This window comes from Dysgonomonas sp. HDW5B (genome assembly GCF_011299335.1).
In the GTDB taxonomy this organism is placed as follows: domain Bacteria; phylum Bacteroidota; class Bacteroidia; order Bacteroidales; family Dysgonomonadaceae; genus Dysgonomonas_A.
In genome coordinates, this window is sequence record NZ_CP049858.1 from 1,143,631 (window position 1) to 1,163,986 (window position 20,356).

Below are 20,356 nucleotides of genomic sequence, written 5' to 3' on the forward strand. Positions count from 1 at the left end.
ATCAAAAAATCCCCAAGTAAAACTTGAGGATTTCTCTGTATCATGATTATGCCATTCCGGCTTTTTCGGCGTCCATCTTTCGGGTAATCTTTCCATAGATAACAAGGGCAATAGCCGAGACCAGTCCTATACCAAAGAAGAAAAACCAGATATAATGTGCATGTTCTGTAGCTGCTGCATATGCTTCGGGAGATGAAAACCCTTTCGGATCGGGGCAATATCTTTGCAATAAAAATCCCGAGATACCAAACGCAAGCAACGACGACACAAACGAGTGTAAGTGACTGAATCCTAAGTAAAGTCCTTCTTCTCCTTTAGGTGATTGGAACGAAAAATACTCCAAGAAACGGGGCGAGATAAAACATTCCGCCAACGCCTGAAATGCAATACCTACAATCATCATAAAGGTTACAGGGTGAATAGTACCGAACAGTAATTCGTTGCCCATCATAGAACCTCCAGCCATGATAGCCGCAGATATAGGGATGATAAACATACCCACTGTCATGGATGCTAGAGCCGAACGCTTTTGCATTAGAGTAGTTACCAAATTGACCAATAGGAATACGACCAACGGATTTACGTTTGCAATCCATCCGGGAGAAGCCTCCTGCCCTACCAAACGAATTACATATTTAGGCATGGTGGCATACATTTGTTGTTGTACCATCCAGAAACCGCTGACAATAAGGATAAGAACGATTAAACGTCCGTTCATACACACTTTTCCTAATGCTTTCAATATATCGGAGAAGGTTTTACCTTGTCCTGATGTATTTGACGACTGGTAAAAGAAATATACAGCAACCAGAGCCAATAGAGTCATCGAAGCCGAGAAATAGTTCAGATATACCAAACCTAAATCTCCCAAACTCTTACGAAGCGGGTCTACTACCGTTTTTCCTGTAAAAGCTCCAATATTTACCATCATATAAAATATGGCAAATCCTCTCGCACGAGTGCTTTCAGTTGTTTCGCGAGCTACCGTTCCCGAGATTACCGATTTTATAAATGCTCCACCAATCACAATCAATAGAAGGATAGGTACAATTGCCCATCGTTGCGAACTTTCGAGAAGTCCTGTGAACGTAGTGTCATGACCAAAGGTAACAAAACCTCTTTCTTCGAAAAATGAAGAGAACATACCTTCTCCCGTTCCTGCACCATAGCTAACCAAGCCTGCATTTTCGAACATGGTAGGAAATATCCCCAGACCAAAATATCCGACAGTAAGTAGTGTAAAAGCTATAATAATGGATGTACGGAATCCTATTTTATCAGCGTATGCACCAACAAATGTAGGGAGGAAGTAAAGCAATGCGGAAAATGTTCCTGAGATTAAACCCGATTCAACATCGGAAAAACCCCAAACATTGGACAGATAAATAGTAAGAACGATGAAGACGGCATAATAAGCCAGCCTTTCCAACAATTCGACGGAGTTGGCAACCCAAAAGGCTTTAGAGAATTTAGTCATAATAGTCTAGAGTCTGTTTTATATTTAATGTTATTGATATTTAAGACATTTAAGGTATCAGTTCCTAAGTTGACAGCAGGCTTACAAAGCCTATACAGTCTCATTACAAAAGATGACAATCGGACTATAAAAAGAGTACATTTTCGTCACCCATACAAACCATTGAAAGTCAATCACAAACCCTTAAAAACATTACAAAAATGACAAAAGTGACACTTTTTTCGCTTGTTCTTTTTTTCTCGGCCTGTAACTTTCAGCAGTGTAATCATTCCCTTAATATATAGATAAATAAGAGAGTCTAATTATTGACGATTTCCACCTTCTTTCTTTCAGCAATAAAAAACAGAAACCTTAAAACGGTTTCATGTAGTAGGTGGCAGCTATAGATATAACTCTGTTGGCCGACCTTGAAAAAGGATCTGTTTTATGACTGCTGTAAATATCCGAAAATCCCATATAATAACGTCCCTCTAAGGCGAAATTACCGGCTCCCGTACGTAGCTCAAAACCCAGTCCGAAAACTAATCCGTAATCGAATTTATTCTGAACTTTTTGATTATAATGTTCCCATGCTTTTGATTCATCATAATCTGATGTTGATAAATCCCTTGTTTTTTGTTCACCGACCAAAAAGCTAATCTGAGGTCCGAGATTTACAAAAACGCGCTTTTTATCTCCAAAGTAGATATGCGTAAGAAAAGGAATCTGTATATAAGCTAACTTCTGCGTAAATCTTGAAGAATCTGGATTTTCTACGGGAAATTTTTGCTCATACCCTTGTTGGCTGTAATTTAGCTCGGCAATAAACCCTAAATTTTTCTCCGAAATATATCGTGCTGATACTCCACCTTTATATTGTTGCAACATTTTAGTATCCAGTCCTTGACTTGGATCAGTAGTTACAAAACTCATATTGGATAAGTTGACTCCAAAATTGGCTCCAAAATTCCATTCGGGAGTAAATTTAGTTTGAGAGTATCCTTTCACGCATATTAAAGCGAAAAGTAAAACAGCCAAGGTTCTTTTTATCATTTGCCGTATTCTATTTTATCAACGCTACCATTCGCTTTGTAATGAATTATATAAAATCCATTGTTCATATAGCCGCCATTCACATTGGTTTTATCAAAATTAATAGGAGTTTGCAAGGCAGGTACTGATACTGAATTGACAGCAGACTCGAAGTTCTTTCCGTATTTAAGCAGTGCTGTAAGAAAATAAATTCCTGTATCATATCCTAAAGCAGCGTATTTGGGATAAGTATTAATTAACGATTTGTTATTATACCATCTCTGATAATTCGACACAAACTGTTTGGTTTTGTAGTCGTCATCAGATAAATAAAACGGAGTAAATATATACGTATCGTTTTTATAAAAATCATTAAAGAACTGAGCATATGTCTGCCATTCGGTATATCCGAATAATGAGATACTGGTATTAGGTTGCTCTTCTTTTATCGAATTGAGAGCAGGCAATAGGTTTTGCAGCAATTGGGCTGAACCCGAAGCGGCCACTATGACATTTTTGCGGTTGCGATCTAACGCCAAAGATAAGTTGGATGTCAGATTTTGATTGGCTGCAATAGAATTAGCCTTCATCCCTCTTTGACTCAATTGCATATTCAGGGCAGAAACAAAATCTTTTTTGTCATTACTTCCACCACTTTCTGTTACATAGATAACATTCGCATTGCCAAACATATCTGCAAATGCTTTTGCCGTATTTGCATACAGTGTCTCGTGAGGTGAGTTTAATTGAAATATTTGATTATTCTTTTGAGTTTCGTCTGTTTTGGTTGGAAAAGGAATGGCGTATTTTATTCCTTGCTTTTTGGCAAAATTAGAAATTACATCTATCTGATCAGAAGAAACCCCACCGATAATAAGGTCTAAATCCTTCATTTCGTAAGTATCCAATAAGCTTTTGAGTTTGGTAGTCCCTGTTTCAGATCCCATATCAAAAACATATACATTTGCCGAAAGCCCTTTTGCTTTCATTTCTTCCAAAGCCAACAAGAAGCCTTCGTAATACTCTACAAATCGGGCACTTTTGCCTTGTGATTTATTCAGGAAAGGAAGAACGACACCTATCTTAATAGCATCAACATCTCTCAATGTACTTACCGGGGTCTGACCGCTTGGAGAAGATGAGACACCACTTCCGCTTTGTAAAGTCGGTATGAGAATAGTCATCCCCTGCTTCAAACCGTCTTTCAATACAGGATTAAAGTCCGTTAAAGCTTCGGGAGTTGTATTGTACTGTTTTGCAATACCGTAAAGTGTTTCTTTAGCAGCAACATTATGTTCTATAAAATGGCTTTTCGAAGCTGGTGCAGGCGTTATAGGTGCTTGTGCTGTATATTTTCCGGTTGGAATAACCAATGACTGACCTTCACTTAAAGGTTTCACTTTCAATTCGGGGTTAGCATTTACCAGATCATCCACTTTTATATCGAACTGTTTAGCTATCGAATAGAGTGTTTCTTTCGATTTCACTAAATAAGATTTGCCTGATGCACTTGCTATTTGTGTTGAAGGTGAGCTTTTTGTAGGTATCTTTATTTCTTCACCCAGTTTCAGCCCTTTATCCGACTGAGGGTTCAAAGCATAAATGTCTCCTACCGAAATATTATATAAGCGTGCTATAGAGTAAGCAGTTTCGCCTTTAGTGACCGTATGCTTTTTATATTTTCCATTATCTTGCAGAATTTCAATTTTTAAAGTCGATGCATGAATCCCTTCTGTTGCAGACATAGAAAATGTAGTTGCTATAACCAGATAACAACCTGCAATAATGGATTTAACGTATTTAAAGTTCATTTGAGTGTGTATTTATTATTGTAGAAACAAAGGTATAAAAATTAGTGATATTTTTCAGTAAGGTATATGACCTATTTGTATTTATCCCAAAGTGCCGATTCTATTACACGACGACTTGTTTCTATTAAACCCGGAATATCAGCCTCAGTCATCCCTGCAGTAGAGATGGGATCGTGAATGACTATTTCCAAGTCCTTTCCCGGATGCATGATTCTCGAATGTATTTTCAATATATCGTAGGGTCCATTTAAAGTTATGGGAACAATAGGCAATTGCATCTGAGTAGCTATGATATATGCCCCCTTTTTGAATCGACCCATTTTGCCCGTATACGTACGTTGTCCCTCGGGAAATATAGCCATAGAAACACCTTCTGCCAATTCACGCTCGGCTTTGTCTATCGTTTGACTCAATGCACGTGTATTGGAGCTGTCTACAAAAACATGCCCGGCTATTTCTGACGCCTTTCCTACAAATGGAATGTTTCGTAACTCGTACTTTTGCACCCATTTAATATTCTGATCCAAGTATCCATAAGTCAAAAATATGTCAAATGCCCCCTGATGATTAGCCACAAACACATAAGACTGATTGGGATCTATCTTATTATTGTGCCGAACTTTTATTCTACATAATGCAGCTCTACAAACTATTTTCGACCAGTATTTAGGAGGAACGTATCCCCAAAACTTATTATTCCCGACGGAGCAACCCAGCATAACCAGAATTGCTGTAGCAACAGTAGTCACAACAAGAATCGGAATAAATATCAGCCATTGATATAAAAAGGAAAGAATAGCTTTCATGTTATTCTAAATCTAGATGTTTTCATTCAAATAAGCAAAAATACATTTTTTTACTCTTTCATGAAACAAGGGTTCCTACCTTTTTATTACATATATCCTTATGAAGCATAGTTATCAAGACATTCCGGAAATAAAATAGTAGTTATCTCGATCAGTGGTTGATATTATATGTTCAATTAAATTGTCTTTTTCTACGCACAATCAAAGATTGCTTGTATTCCTTTTGCCCAAAGCCACAAAAGGAATCAAAAAGGCTTTGTGCTGCGTGGCTCGCCTGTCTGACTTTAGCTTGCAGGCTAAACTAAACTTATTGCCTTTCGGCACGTTTAGTTTTACGCCTGCTTTGCTTGTCAGCCAACGGCTGTGCCTCTGATGCACTGGGGCTGACGCCTGCAAATGGCTTTTGTCCGTCAGGCTTCTCGACCTTGGCGTTTGCACGGGGTACCCGCAGGATGAAGAAAGCGTTAAGAAACAAAAGGATATCAATAGTAAATGTTTTCTTTTGTTTTAGCTTTCGAGTCCGTAGCGGGTCGGGCAAAGAGGCTCAGTCTTGATCTTTTGTTTCGTTTTGCATCAAGGCAAAATGAAAAACAAACCCAAAGGGTGCGTTAGGAAAATTGAACATATAACATGGACTACTGACTCACAACAACTACAGCTGATCAATAAAAAACTGATTGGAGATTACCATACACAGTTAAATTCTTACATTTGCCATGTTTTTCACATCTATATTATGGAAGAAGATTTAAGAAGATATAACCCTGAAGGTTCGGAATTACGAAACTTACAACTCAAAATGCTTGACATTCTGGAGACCGTAACATCTATTGCCGATAAACATAATATACCCTATTGGTTAAGCGGAGGTACTCTTCTGGGAGCAGCGCGACATGGAGGTTTTATTCCTTGGGACGACGATATTGATATTGAATTGCTTCTGCCTGATTATAAAAAATTACTAAAGATTCTCCGTAACGAACTTCCGGCAGACCTATATCTGCAAACTCCTAAAGACAAAGGGTATCGCTTGCTGTTTTCGAAAGTAAGAGATCGAAACTCTGTCGTATGTGAAGAAGATGATGCTTTTGACGATTATACGGAAAAAGGAATCTATATAGATATTTTCCCGGAAGAGAGGAGCTATAAACCCTTAAAGAATATTATTGATTTTTTTTACGGAAGATCTTTTCGCCGACTAAAACGAGGAAAGCCATTCCATTCTCTTACTTATTTTTACGAGTATACCTTATCTCTCGTTCTATATCCTATTGGAATTATATTAATAGGCTTGGCACGCGGTTTATGTGCAATAACGCGACCTGATAATATTCTTCACAGCTATGGCATTGGCAATACTACCAATCACCATGCCAGTTATATGTTTCCACTTAGCAGTATTGTATTTGAAGGAAAAACATTTTCGTCGCCCGGTAATACACATGCTTACCTTACAAAGCAGTACGGAAATTATATGCAAATTCCCCCCGAAGACAAACGAGCAACTCACCTTTTAAAAGTCAGTTATATAAACCGTTAAGCCTTTATTTATTTAACAGTTTATTTATAGCATCCTGTATAAGGGGTTTCATAATAAGGTAACCTTCTCTATTAGGATGCACCCCATCCTCACTATATTGGGGGTTAAAAGCTCCGTTCTCATCAGCCAAATGAGAATAATAATCTACATAAGTTAGATTATTAGCTTCGGCATATTTCTTAATACACGAGTTTAATGATTTTACCTTTGCCGGTGCACCTTGCACCTTCCTACTCCAATCGAATGTCACAGCAGGAAGAACAGAAGTTAGAATAACTTTTATATTATTTGTTTGCGCCAGATCGACCATCGAAATAATATTATCCACGGTACGTTCTTCGTCATATTCACCCGTATTTTCGGCAATATCATTTATTCCACCACCTATCACAACAATACAAGGATGCAAATTAATTACATCTTCTCTAAAGCGACCTAAGATTTGAGGTGTGGTCTGCCCGATAATCCCTCTGTTGATATAGTGATTGGAAGTAAAGAAAAGAGAGTCGAACCCAAACCAGTGTTTAGTTATAGAATTACCTATAAATACAACCCTGTTGGAATCTAAAGGTTGTTTCAGCAATGCTTCATTTTGTTCCTGATAATAATGAACTAAAGCCCATTCCTTCGCTTGTTCTTTTCTCCGGTCTTTCATGAAAAAGAATCCGGCAACTAAAACGACTACACCAACAAAAACTAACAAATAAACAACAGAACTTCTCTTCATATACAATTCAAAACTACTGATACCTTAAAGTTTCTTCAATACAATATTTCTTTTTACCGCAGCATTAATCTGAGCAAAGAAATCTTTGACCTCTGTGTATTGAGAACGGTTATAGCGTCCCGATATTATATCAATATCCTGAATATAGACAATTTTATCACCATCCACCTTCGCTTTTGTCTTTATAGACCCGAATGCTGTGTTTACATCCATATCTTTAGGCAAAGCCTCTAATGTATATGTTTGAGGGATAGTAATAGTTATAGTATCCGATTCCGAAAAGCCGGTTCCCAAAACGATATCCAAGTTGCGGGTAGATGCTGTAAGGACATTAAAACTGGTTTTAGCCAAGGGACATGCAGGTATAAATAAGCGGCTTCCTGTTCTATTCGCAAAATCAGGGACATCAACAGCTGCTTCGACACGTGTAGAAGGAAAGACCGACTTATCTTCTGACACCACAAATTTTCCGATCTTCACCTGTGGAAGCTTCAGATTGCCATTGATAAATTTTAAAATCCTCTCAGTATCATTCGATCTGAAACCATAAACAGTACTTTCATACCCATCCAGATACTGAGTGAAGGCGGCTTTGCCTGTTGCACTACCCTCCTCGCTAACCACAACCTCCACTACGGATTCCTGACGATTTTGCTTATCCGTATAAGAAGGAAGTCTAACAAGTTGTCCTCCCTTCTCGGACACCACAATGGCATTATGTCCCGCTATATCTTGATGAATATACCCAAAAGGCAATGTTTGGCTTGTACATTCGAGCCAAATGCTATCGTTCTTCTGAGGCACCATTAATATAACATGGTTTAATTGATAAAAACCGGGAAAATCGGGATATAAATCCTTATCCTTTGCATCCAAACGTATCACACAATAGTTAGATGCTATCCCCACCGAAGTGAGCATGGCTTTCATCAGATTGGTTAAGCCTTTGCAATCACCGAATCCCATTTTCGAAACAGTCAAAGCATCTATAGGCTGATAACCTCCAATTCCGAGTTGTATACTCACATAACGAGTATTCTTCTGTAAATAGTCGTAAATAATCTGAACCTTCTCTTTATCCGTCTTAGCCCCTTTTACCATATCTTGTAATTTGGCAGCTAAATCGGGTGATAACTGATCTCTTCCTTTCAGCAGATTGGCAATCCATAAGCCATAACTATTCCAATCTTTCATATTGCCGCAGAATGAGTCATAACACATATCTACAGGAGCAGTCATCATAACAGGCAACACTTCTCCAATAGAAGGACTGAGAGGCTCTCCCAATATTGCCTTCAGATTATTTAGAGATATGGAATATATGTTTTTATCGCCTACAGTTTCTTTCTTCAAACTTCCTCCAAAGTTATTCCGTTCACGCATTTCGACATTCAGAGGGGTTTCTATTCTCAAGTCAGACTTTTCCACTGACACAAAGTACCTATCCTGAGGTGCAAATACAGGGTACGAAGCTATGCCGTTTTTCCATTTTTCCTGATAGGTATACTCTACCGTACAAGGATAACTGGGCAAACTACATATATATGTTATACTGAAATTATCATCCGTACCTGCCCCTTCCGATACCGAAGAGAATCTTAGATCGCTCTTCTTTATCTTTTTTATAACATTACCTGAAGCATCTCGTATTGTTCCCGAAAAATCGGAAAGTTCACGAAATTTATCACCGTAGAGTGCGAAGTGTGCAAAACCATCACCTAATTTACTTAGAATAGTGACTACTCTGGTCACCTTATAGGTTGCATGATTAACATCGTTCTGAATAAAAACTTCAGAATTTTCTCTGACTACAGCAGATGCTCCTTGCTTAAGGCTGTCGGCAATAGCTGCTACCGGATACTTCGGATCATCGGCTCCAAACAACAGTGCAGGCAATAAACTAAAGCAAATTGCCAACAACAAAATTTTATGGAAATTATTCATAGACAGAATTTTACTGTACAGTTTTCTTAAGAACAATTTGTTCTGAGTTTTTCGAAATTATTTTAGCGAAAAACTCACGCAATCCGGGATACAGATCTTGCCCTACCATCAGTTCTTTTATCTGAAAATGATATTGCAATGAAATAAGGCTTCCGGTTTGAGCTACTCTGTAAGTAAATACAAGAGCATCATCATCTCCAAACACAAACTTCTGAGAAGTTGGCAATTCTTCTACCGTATATCCCTCAGGAATTGCGATGGTAACCATTTGCTTGTAAGTCTCGAGATAGTCAAAATTCACCGGAAATTTACGTTCTTCTTTCGTAAACGGATTATCGGAAAACAGTTTATCGATCATCGGGCTGATATATATAAACTCATCGCCCAAGACAACATCTTTTATCAATTTGTATTCCATCTTAACATCGCTTCCAGCTTTACTCTCTCCCGATATCGTAAAATCTTCAACCTTTCCGTTCAATCTGCCAGCCAGTTTCTCAATATACTCATTCTGATCTTTGTGATTGAAATAATCTACTTTAAAATCATAAGATGAATTACCTCTTCTAAAATCGGCAACAGTGCTTACCTGCCCTCTGTCATCAAACAGAATTTGTGCATTCATCAATGTAGCTCCCGAAGATGTGGTCGATAAATCTATCCAATCAGGATTATTTTGAATCATAACACGGGCTCTTGTCACCATACATTTTTCAGGAAGAAGATTCCAATCTCCAAACTTAGCAGAAGCATCGGTATAATAATAAAGAGTATCTATTTTTAAACCCGTAATTGTATAATTTAAAGCCGTGATAGATGGATGCGCAACAGGCAAATGTCCGTTTCCACGTGTACTCAATATTACAGGAAACGCATCAAAGCCACCTGCTTTAAGAGCATTAATAAGTAAAAAGTTCATATCGGCACTATTTCCGACACCATCTTTCAATGCATCTTTCAGACTATTGGGATAGAATGCATTTTTTTCGTTCCATTTAACTTTACTCTTCACCAAGTCTTGAATAGCCTTCGCCTGAGCTAGCGTTAAATCAGACTTGGTTATTTCGTCTTTAAAAAGTCCTGCTTTTTTCAAGTTTCCTCCAAAATCTCCAAGACCAAATAATTCTTTATCGATATCTGCCCATGTGGTAGTGATATTCTTAATAGTTGTCCATGGATATCTGATGCTTTGCAATTCGAAACTCACTTTACTAATATAATCATCCAATGACCACAAGTAAGAATCGTTTTTAATGGCCGGTAAATCTTTTCCTACAAATTTCATTTCCTGAGCACTACAACGCACATTATCCATTTGCATGCGGCCCGAATCGTCTTTATACCGCACACTGAAAGTCTCATTTACAGGAGTTCTCTTTGTAATAATATTTTCATATCCCTGCATATTCACATTATAATAAAAATATTCAGGCATCGTTATTTCATAAGAAGTATAAGCTGTAGGAACCCATGTTTGAAATACAAAGTCTCTCAAATCATAGAAGTACATCGATGTAATAGTATATTTAAATTCGACAACCGAACCTACTTTGGCAGCAGGCATGGTAAACTTCTTCAATTTCCACTTTCTATCTGTGGCCTCATCAAAAATAGCGTCTTTCGATAATTTTGTTTTAACAATTTTTCCATCTTCCAGATTATACGTTGTACCATTCAATCCGGTTATTTTCTCTCCTGTAGTATTTGTTTCCTGATAAAATGAAATATTCTGGTTGCATAATTCCAGTCCTTCATTTTTAAGGATTTTGACTTTCATCTGAAGCGTATATTCAAACTGGAAGCCTAATAATTCACTGTATACAAATCGTGTTTCCCCTGTTTTAAGAAGAACAACTGCAGCTGCTGTAGTATCTTGAGGATATACAGTCATGTTTAATTCATCCATTGTTGCCTCCCCGTATTTTGATTGGGCAAAACAGACCTCCCCCAAAAGGAGGAACATTAAAACTAAAAGGCTTGAAAGTGTTTTCATCACTAGATCAATGTTATTTTGTTTAAATTTGCAAATCTATCCAAAAAATGAATAAAATACACTTTTTCTAACAAAAATTTATCAACAACCAACAATTGTATTCCTCAATCGTATTGAAGCGTAAAAACACAATAACATCATTCGTATACGAAGAACATCGAAAATGTGAAAACCAGAAGAAGCTATATAGTTTATATTAACTTACATTGATAGCCCTGATGATTTTGAAATATATAGTTGATGCCTAAATCACACCTTAAACAACACGAATACAAGCAAACCACTCTAAATAATACAATTAGAAAAACATTCCGAAGGTGCGACAAGCAAGTCGGAATAGTTTTTCAATAAACCACATATATGAAAATTCATTTTTAATAGACGAGAAAGCATTGCATTTCATCAATTATTTCTATATTTGAAGATCACTCATTTATAAAATAGTTTAATATGATTTATGCAATAATTTTAATTGTGCTGGGGCTCATTGCTACTTTATTCAATAAAAAGCCTGTAAATAAAAAAGCAATAACCGTCAAAGCTTGGCTTGCACCCTTGTTTATTATCTGGGGAACGGTAGGAATTGTAATTCTGAATACTATCAGATACAGTGTGATTGATGAGAATGCAACATACTGGGCTTTGCTGATTTTAGGTAGTTCGATCGAAATAATTATAGCTCTGTTCTTTATTTACAGATCGATAAAATTAAGGAAGAACCCTCAGCCGGATGATAAGCTTTTTCTACCCCAAAATATTCTGGGTATTCTTGCCATCTTGACCGGTATAGCAACCATCATCGTTAAATAACGATATAACGGCATAAAAAATAAAAAGTCCCTTAAGTATTACGCTTAAGGGACTTTTTCATATAGATCAGAATGGTTTCTCGACGTGTGCATAAGGTACTTTGGCGACAATTTTCCAGGTACCATTAAATTTAAGCAACGAAATATAATCAGTAGCAATCAATTCACTATTTCTGAATAACAAGACTTTAACGGCGGCGGCATTACCTGTAACATCAATCGACGCAAAATCATAGGTTAGTGTTCGCAATTCGGAATTTCCCTTATTGTCAAGCTTATAATCATCTACTGCTTTCTTCCATTCCAAAAGAGGAAACCTCTTCAATTCCTCACCATCTGCCGAGAAGATTGCAAAATCAGGATGAAATAACTCCAACATCTTATCTGTCTCCAGTTTATTGGCTACTGCATTGATGTATTTCTCTTCTAACAATTCTTTAATATGTTGTCTTTCCATATCGATTATAGTTTCGGTTTGTTGTTTCGCTATCAGGGGTGTCATAAATAACACCAGAGATAGTATTGTTAATAGTTTTCTCTTTATCATTATCTTCATGTGTTTCGAATTATTTACTTAATTAGTTGTTAATCCTCCGTCTACAGCCATTATTGATCCGGTAATCCATTTGGCCTGTTCCGAAGCTAAGAATAAAGCAGCTTCTGCAACATCCTCCGCTTCTCCGATTGTTCCCATAGGATAGATAGTTTGGATCATTTCCTTAAACCGTTGCTGCTCATTAGGCGAAAGCTTTTCGATATTCAGATTTAACTGTGGAGTTTGGATGCTTCCCGGTGCTATAGCATTTACACGGACTCCTTTTTTACCTATCTCGAAAGCCAGCGATTTTGTAAAAGAATCTATTGCTCCCTTGGTTAAAGAATAAGCTGTAGAATCTCTTCCCGATAGCATCCGGTGAGAGAAATAAGATGAAATATTGATTATATTTCCTTTTGTCTCAATCAGTGATTCCAGTAAATATTGAGTCAAAAAATAAGTCGCTCTTATATTTAAGTTCAGGTGCATATCTAATGCCTCTTCACTTGTTTCCGAAAAAGGAATAAAGCGTCCAATCCCTGCATTATTCACCAATATATCCACTTGTGGAATTGCTTTCAAGATCTTCTCCGATACAGTTTTAACGGAAGAAAGTACACCTAGATCAGCTGCAAATATGTGTACTTCTTTTCCGATTGCTGATAATTCGCGTTTTACTTGTTCCAGTTTATCCTCATTTCGGGCAACAAGTACGATATGAGCTCCATTGACTGCAAACATTTTAGCAATCGCTAAGCCAATACCATCGCTTCCGCCTGTTATTACGGCGTATTTGTCTTTTAAAATTTGTCTATCCATTTTATTTATTGTTATTAAGTCCTCAGAACTATTTATTGCTTTGGCTGTAGGGGTGAACCAATGTGTTCACCTAATTAAGACAGACACATAGGTCTGCCCCTACCAACAATAATGTGTCATTAAATAGTTGATTTTACTTATATTACCTCTGTATGATAAGTAACTGATACAGCCTCAAACAATCCTAAAGAGAAACACTCTTGAGTATATTCACTTTTCATATGTAAATCGAGAGATGCCTCGTCTTTAAATATTTCCCAAAGGATAAATTCGTCCGGCTGTGCTTTATTTTGAAATATCTTGAAAATTTCGCATCCCGGCTCTTTTACGGTTTCATGTACCAATTGAGAGACTGCAATCTTAAATTGCTCTATTTTATCTGCTTTACATTTCAGAACTACTGTTGATTCTACTTTTCCGCTATCCATTCTTTTTAATTAAATTACATTATGAGTTTTTTATCGGCAATCATTGTAAATAATTTACAATTGCAAATTAAGGATATATTATTTAGATTTGCAACAATAATTGTAATTAATTTACAAAATGGAAAAGAAGACAGATTTATCCTTTGATTTTGAGTTTCTTGACAAACTGATTGTAGGCATCGGCGAAGTATCGCAGATAACAGGTATTCCTACAAGGCAAATCAGGTATTGGGAAGACAAAGGCATCATTACAAGCCTTACTGAGGAAGAAGGGAAAAACCGCAGATACGATTATAAGAACATCAAAAGAATGCTCTTAATCAAAGAATTGCTTGACGAGGGATACACTCTTGATGCTGCAACAAGCAAAATTCAGAACCGAATGGAAATGATAGAAGAGACTCTTAAGAAACTAAAGAGATAATATTCAATAAAAATATATCCAAACGGAAAGGCTTTCTTCCATTTAATTCAGTAATTTTGACGACTTAATTAGGATATCATCTTTATTTCAAATACACTATGGATTTTCTTGAACTCGCAAGCAGAAGACAAAGCACCCGCAAATACGATATAAACAGGCCTGTAGAGCCTGAGAAAATCGAACGAATTATTGAGGCTGCACGCTTAGCACCTTCCGCATGCAATGCACAGCCCTGGCATTTTGTGGTAGTAAACGAAGCCGAATTGATAGATGAAGCTATTGATGCTATTTCAAATCCAGCCGAAGGAGAAACCCAGCCGGTACACTTCGTCATTGTTGATGAACCGGAGTTAAAGAATAAGGTAGCCGATGCTGCATCTGCACGGTTATTAGGGATGAATCATTTTACAAAACAAGCTCCCATACATATTCTTCTTGTTGAAGAAAAAGTCAACCTCAGTTCCGGAATCGGAGGTGTTATTAAAGACAAGCATTTTGCTTATGTCGACATAGGTATTGCTGCTTCTCATATATGCCTTGCTGCCGAAGCCGAGGGATTAGGCAGTTGTATACTGGGCTGGTTCAACGAATCGAAGATTAAAAAATTATTGAATATCCCCGATTCGAAAAGGGTAATACTGGATATACTCATAGGCTATCCTGCTCAGGAATTAAGACCTAAGAAACGTAAATCTACGGACGAAATAGTATCATACAATACATATAAGAAATGAAACTTTCTCAAAAGCAAGCAGGGCATATAACTATGTTCTGCGTTGTATCTTTCTTTGCGATCAATATTCCGATCAGCAAATATTTACTTCAAGCGGGATATATCAGCCCATACGGACTGACTATTGCCCGCATGGTATTTGCAACTATTGCTTTTTGGATAGCTTCGCTTTTTGTGACCAAAGAGCGTATTGACCGCAAAGATCACATCACCATTTTTCTGGGAGGACTTTTGGGAATTACTTTCAATCAAGGACTTTTTATTTTCGGATTGAGTAATACCTCTCCCGTTGATGCATCCATAATCACCACAAGCACTCCGCTTTTCGCCATGGTTATTGCTGCCCTTGTTCTAAAAGAGCCTATAACAACCAAGAAAGTTTCGGGTGTATTATTAGGCGGAATCGGTGCTATTTTTCTGGTTTACACAAGCCACCATGGAGACGTATCCACTGATTCGAGCACTATCGGAAATATTGCTGTAGTATGCAGTTCGCTCAGTTATGCTTCTTATCTGGTTGTAACACGTCCTTTGAGTGCAAAATATTCGTCTATTACACTCATGAAATGGATGTTCTTGTATTCTACCATCATATTGCTTCCATTCCTTTATAAAGATTTGGTGAATGCTCCATTGTTCTCGCAATCCGAAACATTGCCTTATATTCTTATCAGCTATACATTATTGTTTGCAACATTCATTGCATACACACTTATCCCTGTGGCACAAAAAAGAATCAGAGCAACTACCATTTCGATGTACAACAACCTGCAACCTCTTATTGCATCATTTATAGCCATTGGTTTAGGGCAGGATCACTTTTCGGGTACTAAAGCTATATCGGGAATTATGATTCTGGTAGGTGTATATCTGGTTACGCAAAGTAAATCGAGAGCCGATGTGGAGGCCGAACAACAGACAGCAACTTCAGAAAGTAAATAAGACTTTTCACTATCACCCCTTCTGATACTCGCTAGGTGTAATATTAAATTCGGTTTTGAAACAAGACGTAAAATACTTCGGGTCTGAGAATCCAACGGAATAAGCAACCTCTGAGATCGAGATCGATTTGTCTTTAAGCATCTGACAAGCATGTTTCAAACGGATATTACGTATAAATTCTATCGGAGACAATCCGGTCATAGTCTTTATCTTACGATACAGAGACGATTTTGACATATTCAAATACTCAGCAAAAGTATTTACATCAAATTCGGTTTCCGAGAGATACTTCTCTATAATTTCTATTGCATTCTTTAAGAACTGTTCATCAAGAGTCGGATATTCGAGTGTTGAGATGTTTATTTCCACATTCGACTTAAATTCCTGCTGCTTGTCTTTCTTGTTGGCTATAAAATTATTGATCCTTGCCTCCAAGACCTTCAAATCGAATGGTTTCGAAATATAACCATCGGCTCCTGCGTTATAACATTCGATACGATCGTCCACACTATTCTTTGCTGTAAGCAATAAAATTGAGATGTGGCTTGTTTCTATATTCCTCTTCAATGTACGGCAAAGTTCCAGCCCATCCATTTCGGGCATCATTACATCACTGATAATTATATCTATATTCTCCGTTTTCAGAACCTCCATTGCTTCTACACCGTTCGAAGCTGTAAGCACATGGTAACGCCCTGATAAAATTTTGCTCATCGTATGCAACAAGTCTTCATTGTCCTCTACAAGTAATAGGTTCGCATTACCCTTGTTGCTATTCAGATTTACATCTTCCCATTCTTCTATAGGTGGGAAATCGAAACTTTCATCTACAATAAGTACTTGTGACGATTCTACCAATTCGAAGTCTTTAAAACTCTCTCTATCAACCGGAATCTTAACGATAAAGCTTGTTCCCTCATTCAATCGGCTTTCCGCAGAAATAGTTCCATGATGCAATCCGACCAAATCTTTGGTCAACGAAAGTCCTATCCCATTGGTTTCGCTTGCATCGGTTCGGCTATTGTAATAGAAACGGGTAAAGACATTATTCAGGTCTTCGGGAGCAATCCCCACCCCACTGTCACTGATACTGATTTTTAACCACTCATGACCACCCTCATTTCGAAACAGTAATTTCACTTTTATACTGCCATTCTGAGGTGTGTATTTAAAAGCATTTGATAAAAGATTAAATACTACTTTATCAATCTTATCTGCATCAAAATAAGCCTGCTTCGAATTTACCTCCGACGAAAAAGTAAAATCAATTTTCTTCTTCTGAATCAACGGAGAAAAGTGTGTATAGCAAACATCTTTTATAAAGGTTACCACATCACCGCTTGTTATTTTGAGCTTCATATTGCCACTTTCAACCTTTCTAAAATCGAGAACCTGCTGTAGCAAACGTTTCAAACGATTGACATTCGAACGCATAATCGCATACTGCGGCAACTGCTTCTTTGATGATGTTTCAATATCATCAATCAGGCACGAAATTATAGTCAAAGGAGTAAGAAAATCATGCGAAATATTGGTAAAATAGCGTAGTTTGGTTTGAGTAAGCTCCTCCGACTTTTCTTTTTCAATCTGGGCTATTTTCAGTTCATTACGCAATTTTAAACGATTCTGAACAATCCGCAACGCCCAATAAAGAATTATTAAAACAAGAATGCTATATATAAGATATGCCCACAAGGTTTCATAAAATGCAGGAAGTTTCTCGATCTTAAACATAGTAACTTCACTACTCCACAACCTGTTTTCGTCTGTGGCTTTTACATAAAATGTATATGATCCTTTTCCCAATTGATTATACGTTGCAAACTGGCGGTTGTTGCCCGTATATACCCAATCATCGTCCACACCTTCCATTTTATACGCATATTGTATCTTTCCCGGAAAAGTATAGTTGAGAGACGAAAAATCAATTTCTATATTTCTGTCATCGGGATAAATAGTCAAAGTCTGAGAAATTGCATTAAACCGTGAATCGGAGAATCCTTGAAGTACCGATTGATTTTGAATCTTAACATCAGTAATCAACACTTTTGATGGCTTGGGATTTTCCGATAATTTATCGGATGACGCAAAAGAACTTATACCCCGATTACCTCCAAAATATATTTTATCGGAACCACTCTTAAAATACGAACCTTTCAGAAACGAATTTACAAGCAATCCATCCGATACCGTATAATCTCTCGAAGCTCCATTTTCGGGATTATATTCGGTAATCCTCTTGTTAGTAGATATCCAGATGCGATTGTAATTATCTACTACAATATCAAGAATAGCTTCGCCAAACATTCCGCATGACTTCGTATAATCCGTAAATGAGTTTTTACTTTTATCATATACTATAATATTCCCCTCCTTGGTTCCAATCCAGATCCGATTACTTCCATCGGCATATATCGACTGTATATTATCACTGATCAGGTTATCCGATTTTTCATTGTAGTTTCTTATTTCAGAATTGCTGTAATCAATACCATCAGCGGATGTGAGTTCATACACTCCACTATTCTCGCTACTAACCCAAATAGAACCCTCACGATCTTCGGTTATACCAGTCAATGCCCCGAAAGAACTGTCAATATGTACAATTTTATCCTGACCAAAAGGTTTCATAAACAGTCCCCCCGAAGTAACAACCCAGATATTCTTTTTCCTGTCCTCAAAAAACATTCGGGGAAGACCGGGGTTAGACTGATACAAAGCCAGATTAATTTCTTCTTCTATGGTAACTACTCCACCTTTTCGATTCAACACATATATAATAGGTTCGTTCTCTAGCCCCGCCCAAATATTATCTGTACTTGTAAAGCCTTTTATACAAGCTGTATTTCGAAACCCTTGAATATCTCGAAGCCGGGGAAAATCGCTAAAAAGTTTTATTTCTTTCTGCTGGGGATAATAAAGAACCAGCCCCAAACGGTTTTGATTTAACCACATCACCCCGTCTCTATCTTCATAAATAGAGGTCACATTGGGTACTACACCTACCTTTTGAGTTATGACCTTTAAAGGATAATTATGAATCTCTGGCTTATTGAAATTTATAGTCAACGCCCCTTCACTGAAAGCCCCGATCCAGAGATTACCACTTCGGTCTTTAATAATTTCACTGAATATATTATTTGTCTCTTTAAACAGGTGCGATATATCAGCCTGCTTTACCGATCCGTCATTTGCGTATTCGAGAGCATACAATCCCGAAAATGACATCGCCCAGATATATCCTTGCGAATCGTCCTGCACTATACTGAAGAATGTATCTTCGGGTTGCTGCCGTTCTTTATTGAAAATCTTCTGACTTACGTACATATCCTTCCCGCTTCTGGAAGGATAGAATTTATAAATTCCATCGCCCCATGTACATATCCAATATTGCTTATGATTATCCAGAAATATGCGAAACGGATTATTGGTTGTTCCTATATTGGGATAATGAATAAAAGAATCGTTTGTTTTATTGTATTTATGCAGTCCGCCTCTCCACAGTAATACCCAGATATTCCCCTCCGAATCTTCGGTGATAGAATTCACCCCGTTAGAGGGTAGCGAAGCGTTTGTTGCATCCGACGTATAATGCTTTATCCTTTTAAAATTAGAATCATATCTATAAATACCATTTCCCACACCCACCCATATCGTACCATCGGAGGCAGTCAATATAGACCGTATATGTTCTCGCCTGATAAGCGAATCCTTTAAATGAACGATCTGAAAAGTTTCCCTATTCAAGATATTCAGCCCCTCTCTGGTTCCTATCCATAAGTTATTATTCTTATCTTCCGAAATACAGGTAATCTCATTATTTGTCAATAGATTCGGATTATTCAGATTCGACCTAAAGGTCAATAACCTATAGGCATCATATCTGCATAAACCATCTAAAGTGCCAAACCAGATATACCCGTCCTTATCCTGAAAAATCCGTTGAACCGAATTTGAAGGAAACTGAGCCATAACTGGTATAGGATTAATAGAAATGGGATTTGAATATAAATCGGATATTACTCCCAGAATAAAAAAAACGGCAATAAAAACAGACTTGTGTCTTAGGTTTAAGGTTAACATCAGTAAGGGGATTTTTGATAAAGGTTATCACAATATTAGAAATAATTTTCTTGAAATAGTATATAGATAATTCAAAAAAGGAGGCCTTTATAGGTCTAAAGCCTTAATTGACCGATTTGTTATCCTTCGAGTGAATGATTTGTCTACCTCTATATAAAATTTTGGATGTATTTTTGTTTATCACTATATTAGATGTCCAATACTTTCTACTGTTTACCGATAAAACCAAGAATCGAAATTCAAGTTGTCAAGATATAAAATACTTTAAATTATT

Annotated in this window: 17 protein-coding genes; 5 read left to right on the forward strand and 12 right to left on the reverse strand. The window is 37.2% G+C overall.

The features are described 5' to 3' along the window. Positions 1-46: 46 nt before the first annotated feature. The 5 genes from G7051_RS04665 to G7051_RS04685 form a co-directional block, all read right to left on the reverse strand. The gene (locus G7051_RS04665) at positions 47-1,477 is read right to left on the reverse strand and encodes a peptide MFS transporter (RefSeq protein WP_166111783.1); all 1,431 of its coding nucleotides are present in this window, start codon (positions 1,475-1,477) and stop codon (positions 47-49) included. A 351-nt stretch (positions 1,478-1,828) separates the two neighbouring features. Continuing rightward, positions 1,829-2,509, reverse strand: a complete 681-nt coding sequence (locus G7051_RS04670; RefSeq protein ID WP_166198839.1) for a porin family protein — start codon at positions 2,507-2,509, stop codon at positions 1,829-1,831. Next, complete coding sequence (locus tag G7051_RS04675; RefSeq protein ID WP_166198840.1) at positions 2,506-4,299, reverse strand: LysM peptidoglycan-binding domain-containing protein; 1,794 nt, start codon at positions 4,297-4,299, stop codon at positions 2,506-2,508. The genes G7051_RS04670 and G7051_RS04675 overlap by 4 nt, the downstream gene beginning before the upstream one ends. 71 nt (positions 4,300-4,370) lie before the next feature. Beyond that, positions 4,371-5,105 (reverse strand): 1-acyl-sn-glycerol-3-phosphate acyltransferase, encoded by a 735-nt coding sequence (locus G7051_RS04680; RefSeq protein ID WP_166198841.1) that lies wholly within the window; start codon positions 5,103-5,105, stop codon positions 4,371-4,373. A 307-nt stretch (positions 5,106-5,412) separates the two neighbouring features. After that, positions 5,413-5,643: a hypothetical protein gene (locus G7051_RS04685; RefSeq protein WP_166198842.1), complete on the reverse strand. Its 231-nt coding sequence runs from the start codon at positions 5,641-5,643 to the stop codon at positions 5,413-5,415. A 45-nt stretch (positions 5,644-5,688) separates the two neighbouring features. Between G7051_RS04685 and G7051_RS04690 the strand changes: the two genes are divergently transcribed. Beyond that, entirely contained in the window at positions 5,689-6,645 is a 957-nt protein-coding gene (locus G7051_RS04690; protein WP_255493319.1) for a phosphorylcholine transferase LicD, read from the forward strand. A 4-nt stretch (positions 6,646-6,649) separates the two neighbouring features. Here the strand turns inward: G7051_RS04690 and G7051_RS04695 are convergent, their stop codons facing one another. The 3 genes from G7051_RS04695 to G7051_RS04705 form a co-directional block, all read right to left on the reverse strand. Beyond that, positions 6,650-7,300, reverse strand: a complete 651-nt coding sequence (locus tag G7051_RS04695; RefSeq protein WP_166202663.1) for an SGNH/GDSL hydrolase family protein — start codon at positions 7,298-7,300, stop codon at positions 6,650-6,652. Between the two features lie 96 nt (positions 7,301-7,396). Continuing rightward, positions 7,397-9,316 (reverse strand): DUF3857 domain-containing protein, encoded by a 1,920-nt coding sequence (locus G7051_RS04700; RefSeq protein ID WP_166198843.1) that lies wholly within the window; start codon positions 9,314-9,316, stop codon positions 7,397-7,399. A 10-nt stretch (positions 9,317-9,326) separates the two neighbouring features. Next, positions 9,327-11,309, reverse strand: a complete 1,983-nt coding sequence (locus G7051_RS04705; RefSeq protein ID WP_166198844.1) for a DUF3857 domain-containing protein — start codon at positions 11,307-11,309, stop codon at positions 9,327-9,329. Positions 11,310-11,759: 450 nt separating this feature from the next. Between G7051_RS04705 and G7051_RS04710 the strand changes: the two genes are divergently transcribed. Beyond that, positions 11,760-12,119: a hypothetical protein gene (locus G7051_RS04710; RefSeq protein ID WP_166111803.1), complete on the forward strand. Its 360-nt coding sequence runs from the start codon at positions 11,760-11,762 to the stop codon at positions 12,117-12,119. A gap of 66 nt (positions 12,120-12,185) precedes the next feature. On the opposite strand, the gene G7051_RS04715 is transcribed toward G7051_RS04710, so the two are convergent. The 3 genes from G7051_RS04715 to G7051_RS04725 form a co-directional block, all read right to left on the reverse strand. After that, on the reverse strand, positions 12,186-12,674 hold the full coding sequence (locus tag G7051_RS04715) for a nuclear transport factor 2 family protein (RefSeq protein WP_166198845.1): 489 nt from the start codon (positions 12,672-12,674) through the stop codon (positions 12,186-12,188). Between the two features lie 18 nt (positions 12,675-12,692). Beyond that, positions 12,693-13,472, reverse strand: a complete 780-nt coding sequence (locus G7051_RS04720) for an SDR family NAD(P)-dependent oxidoreductase (RefSeq protein ID WP_166198846.1) — start codon at positions 13,470-13,472, stop codon at positions 12,693-12,695. A gap of 137 nt (positions 13,473-13,609) precedes the next feature. After that, positions 13,610-13,900, reverse strand: a complete 291-nt coding sequence (locus tag G7051_RS04725) for a putative quinol monooxygenase (protein WP_166198847.1) — start codon at positions 13,898-13,900, stop codon at positions 13,610-13,612. Positions 13,901-14,018: 118 nt separating this feature from the next. Between G7051_RS04725 and G7051_RS04730 the strand changes: the two genes are divergently transcribed. The 3 genes from G7051_RS04730 (at position 14,019) to G7051_RS04740 (ending at position 15,999) form a co-directional block, all read left to right on the forward strand. Continuing rightward, positions 14,019-14,324 carry a MerR family transcriptional regulator gene (locus G7051_RS04730; protein WP_166111815.1) on the forward strand — a complete coding sequence of 102 codons (306 nt, stop codon included), beginning with the start codon at positions 14,019-14,021 and terminating at the stop codon, positions 14,322-14,324. Positions 14,325-14,422: 98 nt separating this feature from the next. Next, on the forward strand, positions 14,423-15,058 hold the full coding sequence (locus G7051_RS04735) for a nitroreductase family protein (RefSeq protein ID WP_166198848.1): 636 nt from the start codon (positions 14,423-14,425) through the stop codon (positions 15,056-15,058). Further along, on the forward strand, positions 15,055-15,999 hold the full coding sequence (locus tag G7051_RS04740; RefSeq protein WP_166198849.1) for a DMT family transporter: 945 nt from the start codon (positions 15,055-15,057) through the stop codon (positions 15,997-15,999). Before G7051_RS04735 ends, G7051_RS04740 begins: the two co-directional genes overlap by 4 nt. 12 nt (positions 16,000-16,011) lie before the next feature. Here the strand turns inward: G7051_RS04740 and G7051_RS04745 are convergent, their stop codons facing one another. After that, positions 16,012-20,082, reverse strand: a complete 4,071-nt coding sequence (locus G7051_RS04745) for a hybrid sensor histidine kinase/response regulator transcription factor (protein WP_166198850.1) — start codon at positions 20,080-20,082, stop codon at positions 16,012-16,014. Positions 20,083-20,356: the final 274 nt, after the last annotated feature.

Excerpts from the sequence above, each read along its gene's own strand:
- G7051_RS04665 (WP_166111783.1), bottom strand. The coding sequence starts at position 1,477 with ATGACTAAATTCTCTAAAGCCTTTTGGGTTGCCAACTCCGTCGAATTG.
- G7051_RS04670 (WP_166198839.1), bottom strand. The coding sequence starts at position 2,509 with ATGATAAAAAGAACCTTGGCTGTTTTACTTTTCGCTTTAATATGCGTG.
- G7051_RS04675 (WP_166198840.1), bottom strand. The coding sequence starts at position 4,299 with ATGAACTTTAAATACGTTAAATCCATTATTGCAGGTTGTTATCTGGTT.
- G7051_RS04680 (WP_166198841.1), bottom strand. The coding sequence starts at position 5,105 with ATGAAAGCTATTCTTTCCTTTTTATATCAATGGCTGATATTTATTCCG.
- G7051_RS04690 (WP_255493319.1), top strand. The coding sequence starts at position 5,689 with ATGAAAAACAAACCCAAAGGGTGCGTTAGGAAAATTGAACATATAACA.
- G7051_RS04695 (WP_166202663.1), bottom strand. The coding sequence starts at position 7,300 with ATGAAAGACCGGAGAAAAGAACAAGCGAAGGAATGGGCTTTAGTTCAT.
- G7051_RS04700 (WP_166198843.1), bottom strand. The coding sequence starts at position 9,316 with ATGAATAATTTCCATAAAATTTTGTTGTTGGCAATTTGCTTTAGTTTA.
- G7051_RS04705 (WP_166198844.1), bottom strand. The coding sequence starts at position 11,309 with ATGAAAACACTTTCAAGCCTTTTAGTTTTAATGTTCCTCCTTTTGGGG.
- G7051_RS04710 (WP_166111803.1), top strand. The coding sequence starts at position 11,760 with ATGATTTATGCAATAATTTTAATTGTGCTGGGGCTCATTGCTACTTTA.
- G7051_RS04715 (WP_166198845.1), bottom strand. The coding sequence starts at position 12,674 with ATGAAGATAATGATAAAGAGAAAACTATTAACAATACTATCTCTGGTG.
- G7051_RS04720 (WP_166198846.1), bottom strand. The coding sequence starts at position 13,472 with ATGGATAGACAAATTTTAAAAGACAAATACGCCGTAATAACAGGCGGA.
- G7051_RS04725 (WP_166198847.1), bottom strand. The coding sequence starts at position 13,900 with ATGGATAGCGGAAAAGTAGAATCAACAGTAGTTCTGAAATGTAAAGCA.
- G7051_RS04730 (WP_166111815.1), top strand. The coding sequence starts at position 14,019 with ATGGAAAAGAAGACAGATTTATCCTTTGATTTTGAGTTTCTTGACAAA.
- G7051_RS04735 (WP_166198848.1), top strand. The coding sequence starts at position 14,423 with ATGGATTTTCTTGAACTCGCAAGCAGAAGACAAAGCACCCGCAAATAC.
- G7051_RS04740 (WP_166198849.1), top strand. The coding sequence starts at position 15,055 with ATGAAACTTTCTCAAAAGCAAGCAGGGCATATAACTATGTTCTGCGTT.
- G7051_RS04745 (WP_166198850.1), bottom strand. The coding sequence starts at position 20,082 with ATGTTAACCTTAAACCTAAGACACAAGTCTGTTTTTATTGCCGTTTTT.